15 protein-coding genes are annotated in these 14288 nt (G+C 70.8%); 10 read left to right on the top strand and 5 right to left on the bottom strand.

Annotated features, from left to right (window positions below; all coding sequences use genetic code 11):
- The first annotated feature begins 7 nt into the window (after nt 1–7).
- Together ACFSJG_RS21925 and ACFSJG_RS21920 are read left to right on the top strand one after the other, a co-directional pair.
- Nucleotides 8–1075 (top strand): thiolase C-terminal domain-containing protein, encoded by a 1068-nt coding sequence (locus ACFSJG_RS21925; protein WP_378487350.1) that lies wholly within the window; start codon nt 8–10, stop codon nt 1073–1075.
- A 69-nt stretch (nt 1076–1144) separates the two neighbouring features.
- On the top strand, nt 1145–1972 hold the full coding sequence (locus tag ACFSJG_RS21920; RefSeq protein WP_378487349.1) for a glutamate racemase: 828 nt from the start codon (nt 1145–1147) through the stop codon (nt 1970–1972).
- Here the strand turns inward: ACFSJG_RS21920 and ACFSJG_RS21915 are convergent.
- Together ACFSJG_RS21915 and ACFSJG_RS21910 are read right to left on the bottom strand one after the other, a co-directional pair.
- Nucleotides 1958–2560 (bottom strand): TetR/AcrR family transcriptional regulator, encoded by a 603-nt coding sequence (locus tag ACFSJG_RS21915; RefSeq protein ID WP_378487348.1) that lies wholly within the window; start codon nt 2558–2560, stop codon nt 1958–1960. The genes ACFSJG_RS21920 and ACFSJG_RS21915 overlap by 15 nt on opposite strands.
- Before the next feature lie 80 nt (nt 2561–2640).
- On the bottom strand, nt 2641–3018 hold the full coding sequence (locus tag ACFSJG_RS21910) for an SPW repeat protein (RefSeq protein WP_378487347.1): 378 nt from the start codon (nt 3016–3018) through the stop codon (nt 2641–2643).
- Nucleotides 3019–3146: 128 nt separating this feature from the next.
- Here ACFSJG_RS21910 and ACFSJG_RS21905 point away from each other — a divergent pair, with 128 nt between their 5' ends.
- Nucleotides 3147–3890 carry a DNA alkylation repair protein gene (locus ACFSJG_RS21905; protein WP_378487346.1) on the top strand — a complete coding sequence of 248 codons (744 nt, stop codon included), beginning with the start codon at nt 3147–3149 and terminating at the stop codon, nt 3888–3890.
- A gap of 25 nt (nt 3891–3915) precedes the next feature.
- Here the strand turns inward: ACFSJG_RS21905 and ACFSJG_RS21900 are convergent, their stop codons facing one another.
- From ACFSJG_RS21900 to mftR, 3 genes are all read right to left on the bottom strand, one after another.
- Complete coding sequence (locus tag ACFSJG_RS21900; RefSeq protein ID WP_378487345.1) at nt 3916–4971, bottom strand: 2Fe-2S iron-sulfur cluster-binding protein; 1056 nt, start codon at nt 4969–4971, stop codon at nt 3916–3918.
- A 137-nt stretch (nt 4972–5108) separates the two neighbouring features.
- Entirely contained in the window at nt 5109–5834 is a 726-nt protein-coding gene (gene mftR2, locus ACFSJG_RS21895) for a mycofactocin system transcriptional regulator MftR2 (protein ID WP_378487916.1), read from the bottom strand.
- Nucleotides 5835–5916: 82 nt separating this feature from the next.
- Nucleotides 5917–6540: a mycofactocin system transcriptional regulator gene (mftR, locus tag ACFSJG_RS21890; RefSeq protein WP_378487344.1), complete on the bottom strand. Its 624-nt coding sequence runs from the start codon at nt 6538–6540 to the stop codon at nt 5917–5919.
- A 106-nt stretch (nt 6541–6646) separates the two neighbouring features.
- On the opposite strand from mftR, the gene mftA reads away from it, so the two are divergent.
- Genes mftA through mftE form a run of 7 tightly spaced genes read left to right on the top strand, consistent with a single transcriptional unit; the run spans nt 6647 to nt 14264 of the window.
- Nucleotides 6647–6745 (top strand): mycofactocin precursor MftA, encoded by a 99-nt coding sequence (gene mftA, locus ACFSJG_RS21885; RefSeq protein ID WP_378487343.1) that lies wholly within the window; start codon nt 6647–6649, stop codon nt 6743–6745.
- Nucleotides 6730–7026, top strand: a complete 297-nt coding sequence (gene mftB / locus ACFSJG_RS21880; protein WP_007531746.1) for a mycofactocin biosynthesis chaperone MftB — start codon at nt 6730–6732, stop codon at nt 7024–7026. Before mftA ends, mftB begins: the two co-directional genes overlap by 16 nt.
- A gap of 40 nt (nt 7027–7066) precedes the next feature.
- Nucleotides 7067–8302 carry a mycofactocin radical SAM maturase gene (gene mftC / locus ACFSJG_RS21875; protein ID WP_378487342.1) on the top strand — a complete coding sequence of 412 codons (1236 nt, stop codon included), beginning with the start codon at nt 7067–7069 and terminating at the stop codon, nt 8300–8302.
- 10 nt (nt 8303–8312) lie between these two features.
- The gene (gene mftD, locus ACFSJG_RS21870; RefSeq protein WP_378487341.1) at nt 8313–9491 is read left to right on the top strand and encodes a pre-mycofactocin synthase MftD; all 1179 of its coding nucleotides are present in this window, start codon (nt 8313–8315) and stop codon (nt 9489–9491) included.
- 13 nt (nt 9492–9504) lie between these two features.
- Nucleotides 9505–11562 carry an oxidoreductase gene (locus ACFSJG_RS21865; RefSeq protein WP_417716670.1) on the top strand — a complete coding sequence of 686 codons (2058 nt, stop codon included), beginning with the start codon at nt 9505–9507 and terminating at the stop codon, nt 11560–11562.
- On the top strand, nt 11559–13505 hold the full coding sequence (locus ACFSJG_RS21860) for a mycofactocin system FadH/OYE family oxidoreductase 2 (RefSeq protein WP_378487340.1): 1947 nt from the start codon (nt 11559–11561) through the stop codon (nt 13503–13505). Before ACFSJG_RS21865 ends, ACFSJG_RS21860 begins: the two co-directional genes overlap by 4 nt.
- Before the next feature lie 45 nt (nt 13506–13550).
- Nucleotides 13551–14264 carry a mycofactocin biosynthesis peptidyl-dipeptidase MftE gene (gene mftE, locus ACFSJG_RS21855; protein ID WP_378487339.1) on the top strand — a complete coding sequence of 238 codons (714 nt, stop codon included), beginning with the start codon at nt 13551–13553 and terminating at the stop codon, nt 14262–14264.
- Nucleotides 14265–14288 lie beyond the last annotated feature (24 nt).

Here is a 14288-nt window from a genome sequence, read left to right as displayed (position 1 = left end):
CCGCGTCGTGAGCGCGGCGGTCGCGATCTCCGGCGCCGGGCGGGCGGCTCCAGGTGACGCGCTGACGTGCGCGGGCGCAGCGGTGCGCGCGGCTCTCACCGATGCCGGTACCACGGTTCGGGACGTCGACGGGCTGCTGTCCTGTGGAACCGACGGGCCGTCGGTCGCGGACCTGTTCGGATTCGAACTGGACTGGCGCGCAGGTGTTCACGAAGCCGACGAGGTCGGTGCCGCCGTCGTGCAGGCGGTCGACGCGGTCGCGGCGGGACGGGTCCGGACCCTGGTGTGCGTCGACGTGGTCGGGATCCCCGACCCGCCGCCGGGCGCCGACCGGTTCGGCGTCGAGACGGCCTCCGGATGGGCGAGTTGGCACGCCCCCTACGGCGCAGTCGATGCGACGGTCGACGTCGCACTGCAGGTCCGTGCGTACATCGAGCGTTTCGGGTTGACCCGTGCCGAACTCGCCCGGATCCCACTGGTCGCTGCGGCCAACGCGGGCCGGGACCTGAGCCTCCGGGACTATCTGTCGGCGCCGCCGCTCGCCGACCCGCTCTGCGTGCACGACCGCGCACGCACGGTCGGTGGCGCCGCGGCCGTCGTGCTGCGGCCCGCGGCGGCGGCGGGGAGCCGATCGGTCGAGGTCGCACGCAGGGGCGCCGCGTACGCGGTCAGCCCGCTGCCCGAGCAATCCGCGGTGCCTGCGCCGGAACGCGCCGCGGCGCAGCTCCTCGCCGATCTCGGGGGACTGCCCCCGGGCGTCCTGCTGATCGGCGACGAGTACTCGTTTCGGGTCGTGACCTGGTTGGAGGCGCTGCGACTGTGCGGCCCCGGAGAGGCGGGCACAGTCCTCGCGTCGGCCGACACCATCACCCGCGGCGGCGCACTGCCGCTGAACCCGCACGGCGGCCATCTCGGGCTGGGCCGGCGTCCCGATCTCGACCTGGCCGTCGAGGCGGTCCTGCAGATGCGTGCGGATGCGGGCACCTCGCAGCTCGATGTGCCGCCGGAGTCGTCCGTGGTCGCGCTCGGGGGGACGCTCTCGGCAGGGTGTCTGCTGCTGCGGCGCTCCGGCTGAACCCGTGTGCGGTGTGCCGGACGCTGCGGATATCCTCGATCTTCGAGTGAAGTCGGCGGGAGGAGTGCGGTGACGGTCGCGTTGATCGATTCCGGGCTCGGCCTGTTGCCGACGTCGGCGTGGTTGCGCCGACTGCGCCCGGAACTGGATCTGCTGCTGTCGACGGACCCCGACGGAGCCCCGTGGGGGCCCAAGCCTGCGTCCTGGGTCGTCGACCGCGTCGTGGCGGCCGCGGACCGTGCGGTCGGCCTCGGTGCGGAGGTCGTCGTGCTGCCGTGCAACACGGCCAGCGTCACCGCACTGGACGAGGTACGCGCGCACCTGGGGGAGTCGATCCCGGTGATCGGGACGGTCCCGGCGATCAAGCCGGCGGCAGCGGTGTCCAAGTCGGTCGCGATCTGGGCGACCGCGGCGACGACGCGCAGCGCCTACCAGGCGGACCTGATCGCGCGGTTCGGCAACGGCAGCGAGGTGGTCGGGGTGGCCTGCCACGGGCTGGCCGACGCCATCGACCTCGGCGACACAGACCGGATCTCCGCGGCGGTCGACGCGGCGGTCGCGAGCACCCCGGCTTCCTGCGATGCCGTCGTCCTCGGGTGTACGCACTACCCGCTGGTGGCCGACCTGATCGGCGAGCGGCTTCCGGCGGGCGTCACGTTGTTCGACAGCGCTCGTGCGGTCGCGGGGCAGACGCTCCGCAGGATCGACGCCCTCGGCCGGACGATCGGTGGCGGCGGGACGGTGTCGGTACTGGTCAGCGGCCGACCCGGGTCGCTGCCTGCGAGCGCGAGCGTGTACGCGGACGGCCGCGAACTCGCGGCAGGTGCTCCGCCGGCATCGACTCCCGTCGCATCGGCCCCGATCGGCCGGGGTGCGGGCGACTCACGGCTGCGATAGCGCGCCGAGGCCCGCGGTCACGACGTCCGCGACCGCCCGCAGGCTCGCCGTGCGTTCGCCGCGCTCGCGGTACCGGTCGAGGTGGGTGGCGGTGAGCATGGCCGACACCCAGGCGTTGGCACACGAGTCGAGGACCCGCGCCGGTGCGGTCAGTGGTGCACTCGCCCGCAGCACCTCGACGGTGATCGCGTGCAGATGCGCGCGCAGCGCCCGCAGTTGCTCGTGTGCGACGGGGTGGGTGCTCGACTCGCGCCAGAGGATCTCGCGAACGGGCCGGCCCTCCGGGCGATCGAGTGCCGCGTCCAGGTTGACGAGCGAGTCGACGGGCGCCCCGCTGACCGCGACGCCGGTCAGGTCGACTGCGGCGTCGGTGGGCATCCGCTCGGTGACCAGCGCGGTGAGGATCGACTCCTTGGTGGGGAAGTAGTAGAAAAGGAGTCCCTTCGGGACACCTGCCCGCGATGCGATCGCGGCGGTCGGTGTGCCGTCGAATCCCCTTGTGGCGATGAGGGTCTCGGCGGCGTCGAGAATGCGTGTGCGGGTGCCGCCGTCCGCGCCCGTCGACCGGTGCCCGCCTGTGCCGGGCATGCGCTCACCTCCCTGTCCGGACGGCGTCGTCGACCTCGGGTGCGACCGGTCGGCCGCACCCGGGGCCGGGGGGATGGTGGTCAGCCGTGGCTGGCGACGCCACCGCCGTGATGGTGTCCGATGTGCATCCGGGAGCCTTCCGGCATCGCGACGAGGGCGGTGAGCACAGTCAGCGCTCCGCCGATCCACGAGGTCCAGGCGGCACCGCCGAAGTCGGCGTAGCCGGTGACCCACGGGGCGACGAACAGGAGCACACCGAGCACTCCCATCGCCCAGACGACCATGTCCATGTCGGGTGACGTCATGTTGGCGAGGCCGGCGACGGCCACGAGGACGCCGAGGACGATCATCGACCACATCGCCGCGGTGTTGGTGTCGACCCAGAGCGGGGACAGCGCGACGACTGCACCGATCACTACGGCGGCCCAGTCCTGCCACCGGCGCATGTCTGCGTTCATTTCCAGCCTCCTATGCCGGAGTTACGAGATTTGTCGGTTTTGCCGACACCTCCGGTATAGCGCTGATCGACCGTCCGATCAACTGTGTCGGCCCAGGAAGACGGGCATGTTCATGGCATGGTCGAGGTATGTACGACGACGTGGTGGGCGCACTCGCCGAGAGTGCCGACGAGGGCCGCGCGGCGGTGTCACGCGGCTTCTTCAAGACGGGGCCGGGCGAGTACGGCGAAGGGGACGAATTCATCGGCGTCGCGGTGCCTGCGACAAGGAAGATCGCCAAGCGCTTCGCCGACCTGCCGCTCCCGGACGTCGACAGGCTCCTGGGCAGTCCCGTGCACGAGCACCGGCTGGCGGGACTGCTGATCCTGGTGCAGCGGTTCGAGAAGGCGAGTGCGGCGCGCACCCGCGACGACGGGCTGCGCGAACGGATCGCCGTGTTCTACCTCGACGCGGTGCTGCGGGGGCGGGTGAACAACTGGGACCTCGTCGACTCGTCCGCCGAGCGGATTCTCGGGGGCTGGCTGTTCGACCGGCCGCGGGAAACGGTCTTCGAACTCGGCGCGGACGAGGACCTGTGGCGCAGGCGGGTCGCCCTGCTGACCACGTTCGGGTTCATCCGCCGGGGGGACGCGACCACGACACTCGAACTCGCACCTCGGGTACTCGCCGACCGTCGTGATCTGACGCAGAAGGCGGTGGGCTGGATGCTCCGCGAGGTGGGCAAGCGGGTCGACCGCGGACTGCTGACCGGATTCCTGGACGAGTACGCCTCGGACATGGGGGCGACCGCGTTGAGCTACGCGACCGAGCACCTCGACCCGGACGCCCGCGCCCGGTACCGGCGACTGCGGCGCGGTGTCGCACCGGGATGACGGTGCAGCACCGCGCGGCGGCGCGTCAGAACTCGATCTCGAGGCGGTCGGTGAGGGGCTTGGCCTGGCAGCCGAGGATGTAGCCGGCCGCGATGTCCTCCGGGTCGAGGATCTCGCTGTTCTCCATCTCGACCTTGCCCTGGAGCACGGTGCAGGCGCAGGACCCGCACTCGCCCTCCTGGCAGGAGTAGGGCACGTCCAGGCCCTTGGCGAGCATGATGTCGACGAGGGTCTGCTTGCGGGGCCAGCTCAGCTCGTGGGTCTCGCCGTCGAGGGTGACGGAGACGGTCGCGGCGTCGGCGGCCTCCTCCTCGGTGACCTCCACCGGCGCGGCGTCCTGGAACGGGTCGCCGGCGAGCGAGTTGAAGACCTCGGCGTGCACCTGGTTGCGCGGGACGCCCGCCTCGGCGAGGGCCTTGTGGACGGTGTCCATGAACGGACCGGGCCCGCACATGAACGACTCGAACGAGGTGAAGGGCGCCGCGAGGGTGGCGAACTGGTCGGGGGTCGGCAGTCCCTGCAGCGACTCGAGCCAGTGCACCACCGTCAGGCGGGTGGGGTACTGGGCGGCGAGGTCGCGAAGCTCGTCGCGGAAGATCACCGAGCTCTCGTCGCGGTTGGCGTAGATCAGGACGACACGGCCGCTGCCCTGGCTGAGCGCGGACTTGAGGATGGAGATGACCGGCGTGATGCCGCTGCCCGCGCCCCACAGCAGGAAGTCGTGGTCGAGGGTCTTCGGGGTGAACACTCCGGACGGCGGCAGCAACTCGATGGTGTCGCCGACCTTGACGTTGTCGCACAGCCAGTTGGATCCGTAGCCGTCGACGGTCCGCTTGACGGTCACCTTGGGGTCGCCGTCGCCGAACGGGGAGCTCGCCAGGGAGTAGCAACGGGCGACCGAGCCGGTGCGATCGCTCGGGATGCGCAGGGTCAGGAACTGCCCGGGCTTGTACTCGAAGCGGCTGCGCAGCTCGTCCGGGACCGCGAACACCAGCGAACGTGCGTCTGCCGTCTCCTCCACGACCCCCGACACTGTCAGCACAACCGACCGTGAGCTGTGCGGAACGTCAACAGTGGTCATGGTCGATCCTCTCGGGGTGGTGCAATCGGCGTGGTGCACGTTCTGTAACGTGTTCTAGTTTTTCAGACTAGCAGACAGCATGGAACCAGCTGGATGGTAAGTCGTGAACGAGTGTTCCCGGCAACCGGGACGAACGGTCAATCCTGCTGGTGTTCCTGCTGGAGTTCGAGCTGCGCCTGCAGTCCGGCGATGAGCGTCGCGACCCCGAAACGGTAGACGTCGGAGCCGTGGATCCGGTCGATGTGCTCGGTCGCGCGGGCGATCGGCTCCGGGAGGCTGTTGCGGTCCGGGATCGTCGGGTCCTGGGTGGTGACGCCGCTGCGCCCGTACAGGTAGGTGTGGATGGTCGCGTAGGCGCAGTAGACGTTGCGGTCGGAGAACCCCGCGTCGAACAGGATGTCCATGACCAGCGCGACCAGGTGGCGTTGCGATTTCAGCATCCGGTCGAGCAGTACCTCCCCGAGACCGGGATAGGTCGACAGTCGCTCGTCGATCTGGTCGATCAGGAGCCGGAGTCGCTCGGTCCAGGCGGGGCCCGGATCGGGGGCGGTGATACCGCCGAGGGCCTCCGTGGCGACGAGATCGAGCAGTTCGTGCTTGTCGGTGACGTAGTAGTAGGGCGCCATCGCGGACACGCCGAGCTCGCGGGAGAGGCGCCGCATGGACAGTTTCTCCAGTCCGTCCTGGTGGATCACGCGCAGCGCCGCACTCACGATCTCCTGCTCGGACAGGTTGCCGTGTGTGGCGCCGGTCGTCCGTGAGTCGGCGCCGGTGTTTCGTCCGGCGGGCCGACCCAAGATCACGGACTTCTCCGTCATCGCGCGTCCCATGGCGAGTGTTCGGGTCGGCTCGGTGCCGACCATCACTGGCTCAAGTTTAGGTCGGATCGGCCGGTCGGGAAGGGCGGTCCCGAGAATTTGCTGCCAGGGGATCTGCCGGACCGGGCTACCTGTCGGTCGGTCGGGGCAGCGCCGCCAGGCCGTTCGCCAGGATCTCGCTGCCGGCGCGCAGCAGTTCGGTCAGCTCGAGGCTCTCGTCGGCGAGCCACTGTTCGTAGGCGGCGAGGGCGGTGCCGAGCATCATCCAGCCGACGGTTCTGGGGAAGTGGTCGGTCGTGCTGCCGCCCGTCCGTGCCGCGACGTACTCGGCGACGACCTCACGCCAGCCGGTGTACATGACCATCGAGTACGCCTGCAGTGCGGGTGCGTTGAGGATCACGCCCATGCGCTGGCGGTGAATCGGTGCGACGTCCGGGGGAAACCGGTTGAACTCGAGGAGTGCCGTGGTCAGGCCTTCGGCGAGCGGGATGTCCGCGGGCAGGTTCGCGAGCTGCTCGCGCATGTCGGCGAGGTGATTGTCGAAGTCGCCCCACGGCACGGCGTTCTTCGACGGGAAGTACCGGAAGAAGGTGCGGCGGGCGATGCCCGCCGCTTCCGCGATCTCGTCGACGCTGGTCTCGTCGAAGCCGCGTTCGGCGAACAGCGCGATGGCGATGTTGCTGATCTCGTCAGGGGTCGTCGACGGTCGACGACCCACTTTTCCGCCTTCCGACCTGCGGGTTCGCGTCAATTCTTCCTCCGGTCTTTTATTCTGCACTCGATGCCATTATGGTGGTGAGCCGAGTCACAGCGAATGTCGCTGAGACCGCAACAACCCTGACACAGGAGGCAACCCGATGTCCGACACTCGTGAGTCCGCAGTCACCGAGACCGAGCTCGTCCAGGAGTCGCTCGTGGAAGAGGTCTCGATCGACGGCATGTGCGGCGTGTACTGACCGTGAACCTCGACACCGGGTGGCAGCTGCACCCGCAGGTGGCGCTTCGCCCCGAACCTTTCGGGGCGTTGCTCTACCACTTCGGGACCCGCAAGCTGTCGTTTCTGAAGAACGTGACCATCGTCGGCATCGTGAAGTCGCTGGCCGACCACCCCGACGCCCGCAGCGCGATTCGCGCGGCAGGCATCGAGGACGCCCGTATCGACATCTACGCGCGCGCTCTGGCCACCCTGGCCGAGTCGAAGATGATCGTCCCGGCGGCCGCGGCATCCGCAGCCTGACCGCCGCCACCCACTCTTACGTCTGACGAGGACACAGCCCATGACCTCTGTTCTGGAACCGCCCGCCACCACTCCGCCGCCCGCGGTCGGCCGCCTGGTCGACCAGTTCGAGCTCGGCCTCGACGCCCCGATCTGCCTGACCTGGGAGCTGACGTACGCCTGCAACCTGTCGTGCGTGCACTGCCTGTCCTCGTCGGGTCGGCGTGATCCGCGTGAGCTGTCGACCGAGCAGTGCAAGGCGATCATCGACGAGCTGCAGCGGATGCAGGTGTTCTACGTGAACATCGGCGGCGGCGAGCCGACGGTGCGCTCCGACTTCTGGGAGCTCGTCGACTACGCCACCGAGCACCAGGTGGGCGTCAAGTTCTCCACGAACGGCGTGAAGATCGACAAGAAGGTCGCCGCCCGGCTCGCCGCGTCGGACTACGTTGACGTGCAGATCTCTCTCGACGGCGCGACCGCGGAGGTCAACGACGCGGTCCGCGGACCCGGCTCGTTCGCGATGGCGGTGCGGGCACTCGAGAACCTCGCCGAGGCGGGCTTCAAGGACGCCAAGATCTCCGTCGTCGTCACCCGCCAGAACGTCTCCCAGCTCGACGAGTTCAAGGCGCTCGCCGACAAGTACGGTGCGACACTGCGCATCACCCGACTGCGCCCGTCCGGCCGTGGTGCCGACGTGTGGGACGAACTGCACCCCACTCAGGCGCAGCAGCGCGAGCTCTACGACTGGCTGGTCGCCAACGGTGAGGGCGTGCTGACCGGCGACTCGTTCTTCCACCTGTCCGCGTACGGTGACGCGCTGCCCGGGCTGAACCTGTGCGGCGCCGGCCGCGTCGTGTGCCTGATCGACCCGATCGGCGACGTCTATGCCTGCCCCTTCGCCATCCACGACCAGTTCCTCGCCGGAAACATCGTGTCCGACGGCGGTTTCCAGCAGGTGTGGCAGCACTCGGACCTGTTCCAGGACCTGCGGTCCCCGCAGACCGGTGGCGCCTGCTCCAAGTGCAACCACTACGACGCGTGCCGCGGCGGCTGCATGGCGGCGAAGTTCTTCACCGGCCTGCCGATGGACGGTCCCGACCCCGAATGCGTTCAGGGCTACGGCGAATCGGCGCTCGCCGCGGACCGCAGCGTCCCCAAGTCCAGCCAGGACCACTCGCGCACCGGCAAGCGCGCCGAGCGTCGCGTCCCGCAGGCCCCCGTGCCGCTGACGCTGCTCACCACCCGGCCTCCGGCCAAGATCTGTGACGAAAACCCGCTCGCGGGAATGAAATAGAGGAATCTCGATGGCTAAGAATGCGTGGTTCGAGACCGTTGCCGAGGCGCAGCGGCGGGCCCAGAAGCGGCTCCCGAAGCCGGTGTACATGGCGCTCGTCGCCGGCTCCGAGAAGGGTCTGACGACCGCCGACAACCTCGATGCGTTCGCGGAGCTCGGCTTCGCCCCGCACGTCGCCGGGCTGTCCGACAAGCGGGAACTGTCCACCACCGTGATGGGGCAGCCGCTGTCCTTCCCGGTGATGATCTCCCCGACCGGCGTCCAGGCCGTGCACCCCGACGGTGAGGTCGCCGTCGCTCGCGCCGCCGCAGCGCGCGGTGTCGCGATGGGGCTGTCGTCGTTCGCGTCCAAGTCCGTCGAGGAGGTCGTGGCCGCGAACCCGCAGACCTTCTTCCAGATGTACTGGGTCGGCACCCGGGACGAGCTGCTGCACCGGATGGACCGCGCGAAGAAGGCGGGTGCCACCGGCCTGATCATGACGCTCGACTGGTCCTTCTCGATGGGCCGCGACTGGGGGTCCCCGGCGATTCCCGAGAAGATGGACTTCGCCGCGATGCGGGCGAACGCGCTGCAGGGGCTGCTGCACCCGAAGTGGCTGGCGCAGTTCGCGAAGTCGGGGTCGATCCCGGACCTGACCACCCCCAACCTCGCGCCCGCCGACGGCGGCCCGGCTCCGACGTTCTTCGGCGCGTACGGGTCGTGGATGGGCACCCCGCTGCCCACCTGGGAGGACGTCGCGTGGCTGCGTGAGCAGTGGGACGGCCCGTTCATGCTCAAGGGCGTCATGCGGGTCGACGACGCGAAGCGCGCCGTCGACGCCGGATGCACCGCCATCTCGGTGTCGAACCACGGTGGCAACAACCTCGACGGCACCCCGGCGCCGATCCGGGCGCTGCCCGCGATCGCCGAGGCCGTCGGCGAGCAGCTCGAGGTCGTCCTCGACGGTGGCATCCGCCGCGGCTCCGACGTCGTCAAGGCACTCGCGCTCGGCGCCCGCGCCGTGATGATCGGCCGCGCGTACCTGTGGGGCCTGGCCGCCAACGGGCAGGCCGGTGTCGAGAACGTCCTCGACATCCTGCGTGGCGGTGTGGACTCCGCCGTCCTCGGGCTCGGGCACTCCAACATCGCCGACCTGTCGGCGAAGGATCTGGTCATCCCGGACGGCTTCCGCCGCGATCTCGGGGTCTAGCCTGTTCGACCTGTTGACCTCGAAGACCACCCTGGCCGGGCGCATCGCCCAGTCCAGGGTGGTCTTCGGCGCTCACGAGACGAATCTCGGTGTGCGGCGGTCCCTCTCGTCTCGGCACACCCTGTACTACGAGGCCCGCGCACGCGGCGGGTGCGGCGTCGTGGTGACCGAAACGGCATCCGTGTGCGCGGACGACTGGCCGTACGAGCGCGCCCCGCTCGCCGCGGACTGCGGGCCGGGCTGGCGCGCCGTCGTCGAGGCGTGCCGACCACACGGCACCCTCGTCCTCGCCGGACTCGGCCACCACGGATCGCAGGGGTCGAGCGCATACTCACAGTCGGTGCTGTGGGCGCCGTCCCCGGTCGCCGACGTCGTCAGCCGCGAGATGCCCGCCGAGATGGGTGAAGCCGAGATCGCGGCGGTGCTCGCCGGGTTCGCCGAATCGGCGGCGGTCGCGGTCGCCGCGGGCGTCGACGGCGTCGAACTCGACGCAGGCCCGACCGCGCTGCTGCGGCAGTTCCTCTCACCGCTGACGAACCTGCGCCTCGACCGATACGGCACCGACCGGGCGCGACTGCTGCGTGAGGCAGTCGGTGTCGTCAGAGACGTCGTCGGACGCGACCGCGTCCTCGCCCTGCGCCTGTCCTGCGACGAACTCGCCCCCTGGGGTGGGATCACCGTCGACGACGCGGTGGAACACCTTCGGACGCTGGCCGATTCGCTCGACCTCGTGACCGTCGTGCGCGGCGGGCCCACCACCGTCACCCGGTACCGGCCCGACCACCACGTGCCCGCGATGTTCAACGTGGAACCCGCCCGGAAGGTGCGCGCCGCGCTCGCGGGCCGGGTGGCCGTCGTCCTGCAGGGCAGTGTCGTCGACCCGGACGCCGCGTCGCGCGCCCTCGACGACGGCGTCGCCGATCTGGTCGAGATGACGCGTGCCCAGATCGCCGACCCCGATCTCGTGCGTACCGTCCGCGCGGGCCGGCGGCCGCGGCCGTGTGTGCTGTGCAACCAGGAGTGCCTGGTCCGGGACCCCCGCAATCCGCTCGTGTCCTGCATCGGAAACCCGACCCCGGCCGAAAGCGACCCGCCCCCACTGCCCGCCCGTTCGGCTGAACGTGGCGTTCATGCGGTTGGTCGAGATGAATGTGGCTTTCAGCCATTGGCCGCAGGTTCGGCTGGAGGTGGCGTTCATGCGGTTGGTCAAGATGAATGTGCCGTTCAGCCAGTGGCAGCGGGGGCGGCGCGGGAGGTGCTGGTGGTCGGCGGGGGTCCGGCCGGGCTCGAGGCCGCGCGGGTGCTGGCCGCCACCGGACGTCGGGTCCGGATCGCGGAGCGCGAGTCCCGGCTCGGCGGGATGGTCGCGCGGACGGCGGTGGGCGATCGGGAAGGGCTGTCGGCGCTGACGGATTGGCTCGCCGACGAATGCCTGCGGCTCGGGGTCCGTGTCGAGCTGTGCCACGACGTGACGGCGGCGGAGGTGGTGGCCGCGGACGCGGTGGTGCTCGCGACCGGCAGCGTTGCCGCCACATGGCCGGTGCCGGGGGACGGGAGCGTTTCGGTCCACACCGCCGCCGAGGTGACGGCGGGCAGGCAGCCGATGCCCGGTGCCGGGAACGGGGTTCTGGTCTGGGACCCGGTCGGGGGACCGGTCGGGGTGGCGACCGCGGAACTGCTGGCGGAAGCGGGCGGGACGGTCGGGGTCGTGACCCCCGATCCGGTGCTGGGCACCCAGCTGGGCCGCACCGGTGACCTCGCCGATGCGAACGGACGACTCCAGCGGGCAGGCGTTGCCCGGCACCTGCGGTCCCGGATCGTCGGGATCGCCGATGGCCGCGTCGAACTCGAACACGTCCACACGGGGGAGCGGACGACGATCGCCGCCACCGCCGTGATCGACTGCGGTCACCGGCTCCCGGACGACGATCTGGTGCGGATCGCCGGAGCCGGCGTGTCGGGCGTCGGGTGGGTGGCCGCCGGGGATTGCGTCGCCCCCCGCACCGTCGCCGAGGCCGTCCGCGAGGGGCGGGCCGCGGCCGCGGAACTCGTCGCCGGGTGGACGCCGTGACGGCCCCGACGTTGCTGTCGCCGTTGACCGTCGGTCCCCGCACGCTGCGCAACCGCGTCGTGTTCACCGCGCACCTCACCAACGCGGCCGTCGACGGGCTTCCCGGAGAGCAGCACGCCGCCTACTACGAGGCGCGGGCGCGGGGCGGCGCCGGACTGATCATCACCGAGGAGCACTGCGTCCACCCGTCGGACCGGCCGTACGAGAAGGTCATCCAGGGCCACCGCCCCGAGGTGCTCGACGGCTACCGGCGGATCACCGAGGCCGTGCACGCTCACGGCGCCGTGGTCCTCGCCCAGCTGAACCACAACGGCGGACAGGGCTCGGGCATGTACACCCGCCTCCCGCTGTGGGCGCCGAGCCCCGTCGCTGACCCGCTGTTCCGCGAGGTTCCCCGGCAGATCGGCGAGGCCGAGATCGCGGAGCTCGTGCAGAGCTACGCCGCTGTCGCCGCGCGGTGTCGCGCAGGCGGATTCGACGGCGTCGAGATCCAGGCATCGCAGTCGTCGATCCTGCGGGCCTTCCTGTCGCCACAGGCCAACAGGCGCACCGACGACCACGGCGGGCCGCTCGCCAACCGCGCGCGCCTGCTGCTGGAGGTGGTCGCGGCGGTCCGCGCAGCCGTCGGACCGGACCTCGTCGTCGGGGTGCGGCTGACGGGAGAGGAGTCGATCGCCGACGGCATCCACATCGACGAGGCCGTGTCCGTGGCATGCATGCTCGAGGCGTCCGGTCACGTCGACTACCTCAACACCTCGATCGGAATGGCGACCCAGACGCTGCACCTGATCGAGGCATCGATGGCCGTTCCGCGCGGCTATGCGTTGTTCGTGCCCAACGCGATTCGCCGTGCGGTGTCGCTGCCCGTGATCGGTGTCGGCCGCTTCACCGCGCCCGCGCAGGCCGAGCAGGCCCTCGTCGAGGGACACTGCGATCTCGTCGGCGTGGCGCGCGGGCAGATCGCCGATCCGGACTTCGCCGCCAAGGCCGCCCGCGGATCCGACGACGTCCGCACCTGCCTCGGCTGCAACCAGGAGTGCATCGGCCGGGTCGGGATGAACCGGTGGCTCGGATGCGTGGTCAACCCGCATGCGGGACGCGAGGCGGTGCCGCTGCCGACGCCGCGGCGCCGTGGGCGGAAGGTCGTCGTCGTCGGTGGCGGGCCGGCGGGGATGCAGGCCGCGGCCAGCGCCGCCGCGCTCGGGCACGACGTCACGCTGTTCGAGAGCGACGAGCGGCTGGGCGGGCAGGTGCGAACCGCCGCGACAGCTCCGGCTCGCGGCGAATTCGGCACCATGGCAGATGATCTCGAGAGAGAGTGCCGCCGGGCCGGAGTCGTCGTCCGGACCGCGGTCACCGTCGACGCGGACCTCCTGCACCGCCTCGGCCCGGAGGTCGTGATCGTCGCGACCGGCGCGCGGCCCCGCCGACCGGAGTGGGCGGGCGACCGGGCGGAGGTCGTCGACGTACGTGACGTCCTGGAGGGCCGCGCCGCGCCGACGGGCCGGGTACTGGTGTTCGACGAACTGGGATTCCACCAGGGCACGTCCGTCGCGGAGGCACTCGCGGCGCGTGGCTGTGCGGTCACCGTCGCCACCCCCGCACTGGTCGTCGGACAGGACCTGGGACTGACCCTGGACATGGAGGGGTGGGAACGCCGCGCGCACGCCGCGGGTGTCGCGCTGTGGACCGACGTGGTGCCGATGGCCGTCGACGCAGCGGAGTCCGGACTGCGGGTACGACTGCTCCATCATCCGACGGGCGACGTCACCGAGCCCGAGTTCGACTCCGTCGTCTGCTCCGTCCATCAACAGCCGGTGGACGATCTGTGGAAAGAGTTGTCCGGCAGCCTGTTCGAGGTGCATCGGATCGGTGACGCCCTAGCGCCCCGCCGGGCGCACGCCGCCGTCGTCGAGGGCCGTCGGGCCGCCGCGGCGCTGTGACACCCGGGCAGCGGCGGGGGAGCGCCTGTGCATAGCATCGGAGCCATGTCCGACACGCCCGTCCCGCCCGACCTGCCGACACCTCTCGTGGACGCTACGTGGGCGGAGGTGGACGCCGGTCGGCCCGGACTGGCGGTGCCCGTCGGGTCGGTCGAGCAGCACGGGCCGCACCTTCCGCTGGACACCGACAGCCGGATCGCCACGGCGGTTGCCGGGCGGTTGCCGGGGCTGGTGGCGGCGCCCGCGATCGCCTATGGGGCGAGTGGGGAGCACGAGGGGTTCGCGGGCACCGTGTCGATCGGCAGCGAGGTGCTCCGATCGGTGATCGTGGAGTACGGGCGTTCGGCGTGTCGCTGGTCGCCGCGCGTGTTGTTCGTGAACGGACACGGCGGCAACGGGCCCGCACTGGCGGAGGCGGTGGCGCTGCTCCGCTACGAGGGCCGGGACGCGGCCTGGCTCCCGTGCGCCGTCCCGGGCGGCGACGCCCACGCGGGCCGGACGGAAACGTCGTTGTTGCTGCACCTTTCGCCCGGTGACGTGCGCTCCGACCGGCTGGAGAGCGGGAACATCCGGCCGATCTCCGAGCTGATGCCCGAGCTCCGGAGCGGCGGCGTGGCGTCGGTCAGCGCGAACGGCGTCCTCGGCGACCCGAGGGGCGCGAGCGCCGAGGAGGGGGCACGGGTGTTCGAGCAGATGTGCACGCGAGCTGCGGATGCGGTGCGCCGATGGGATCCGGATGGCCGCGGGATGTTGCGGTGAGCCCAGATACGAATACGATCGCCT

The sequence above is a fragment of the Rhodococcus gannanensis genome (genome assembly GCF_042681175.1).
In the GTDB taxonomy this organism is placed as follows: Bacteria; Actinomycetota; Actinomycetes; order Mycobacteriales; family Mycobacteriaceae; genus Rhodococcus_G; species Rhodococcus_G gannanensis.
The sequence above is the reverse complement of the archived record's forward strand: the minus strand, read 5'-3'. Positions and strand labels throughout refer to the sequence as shown.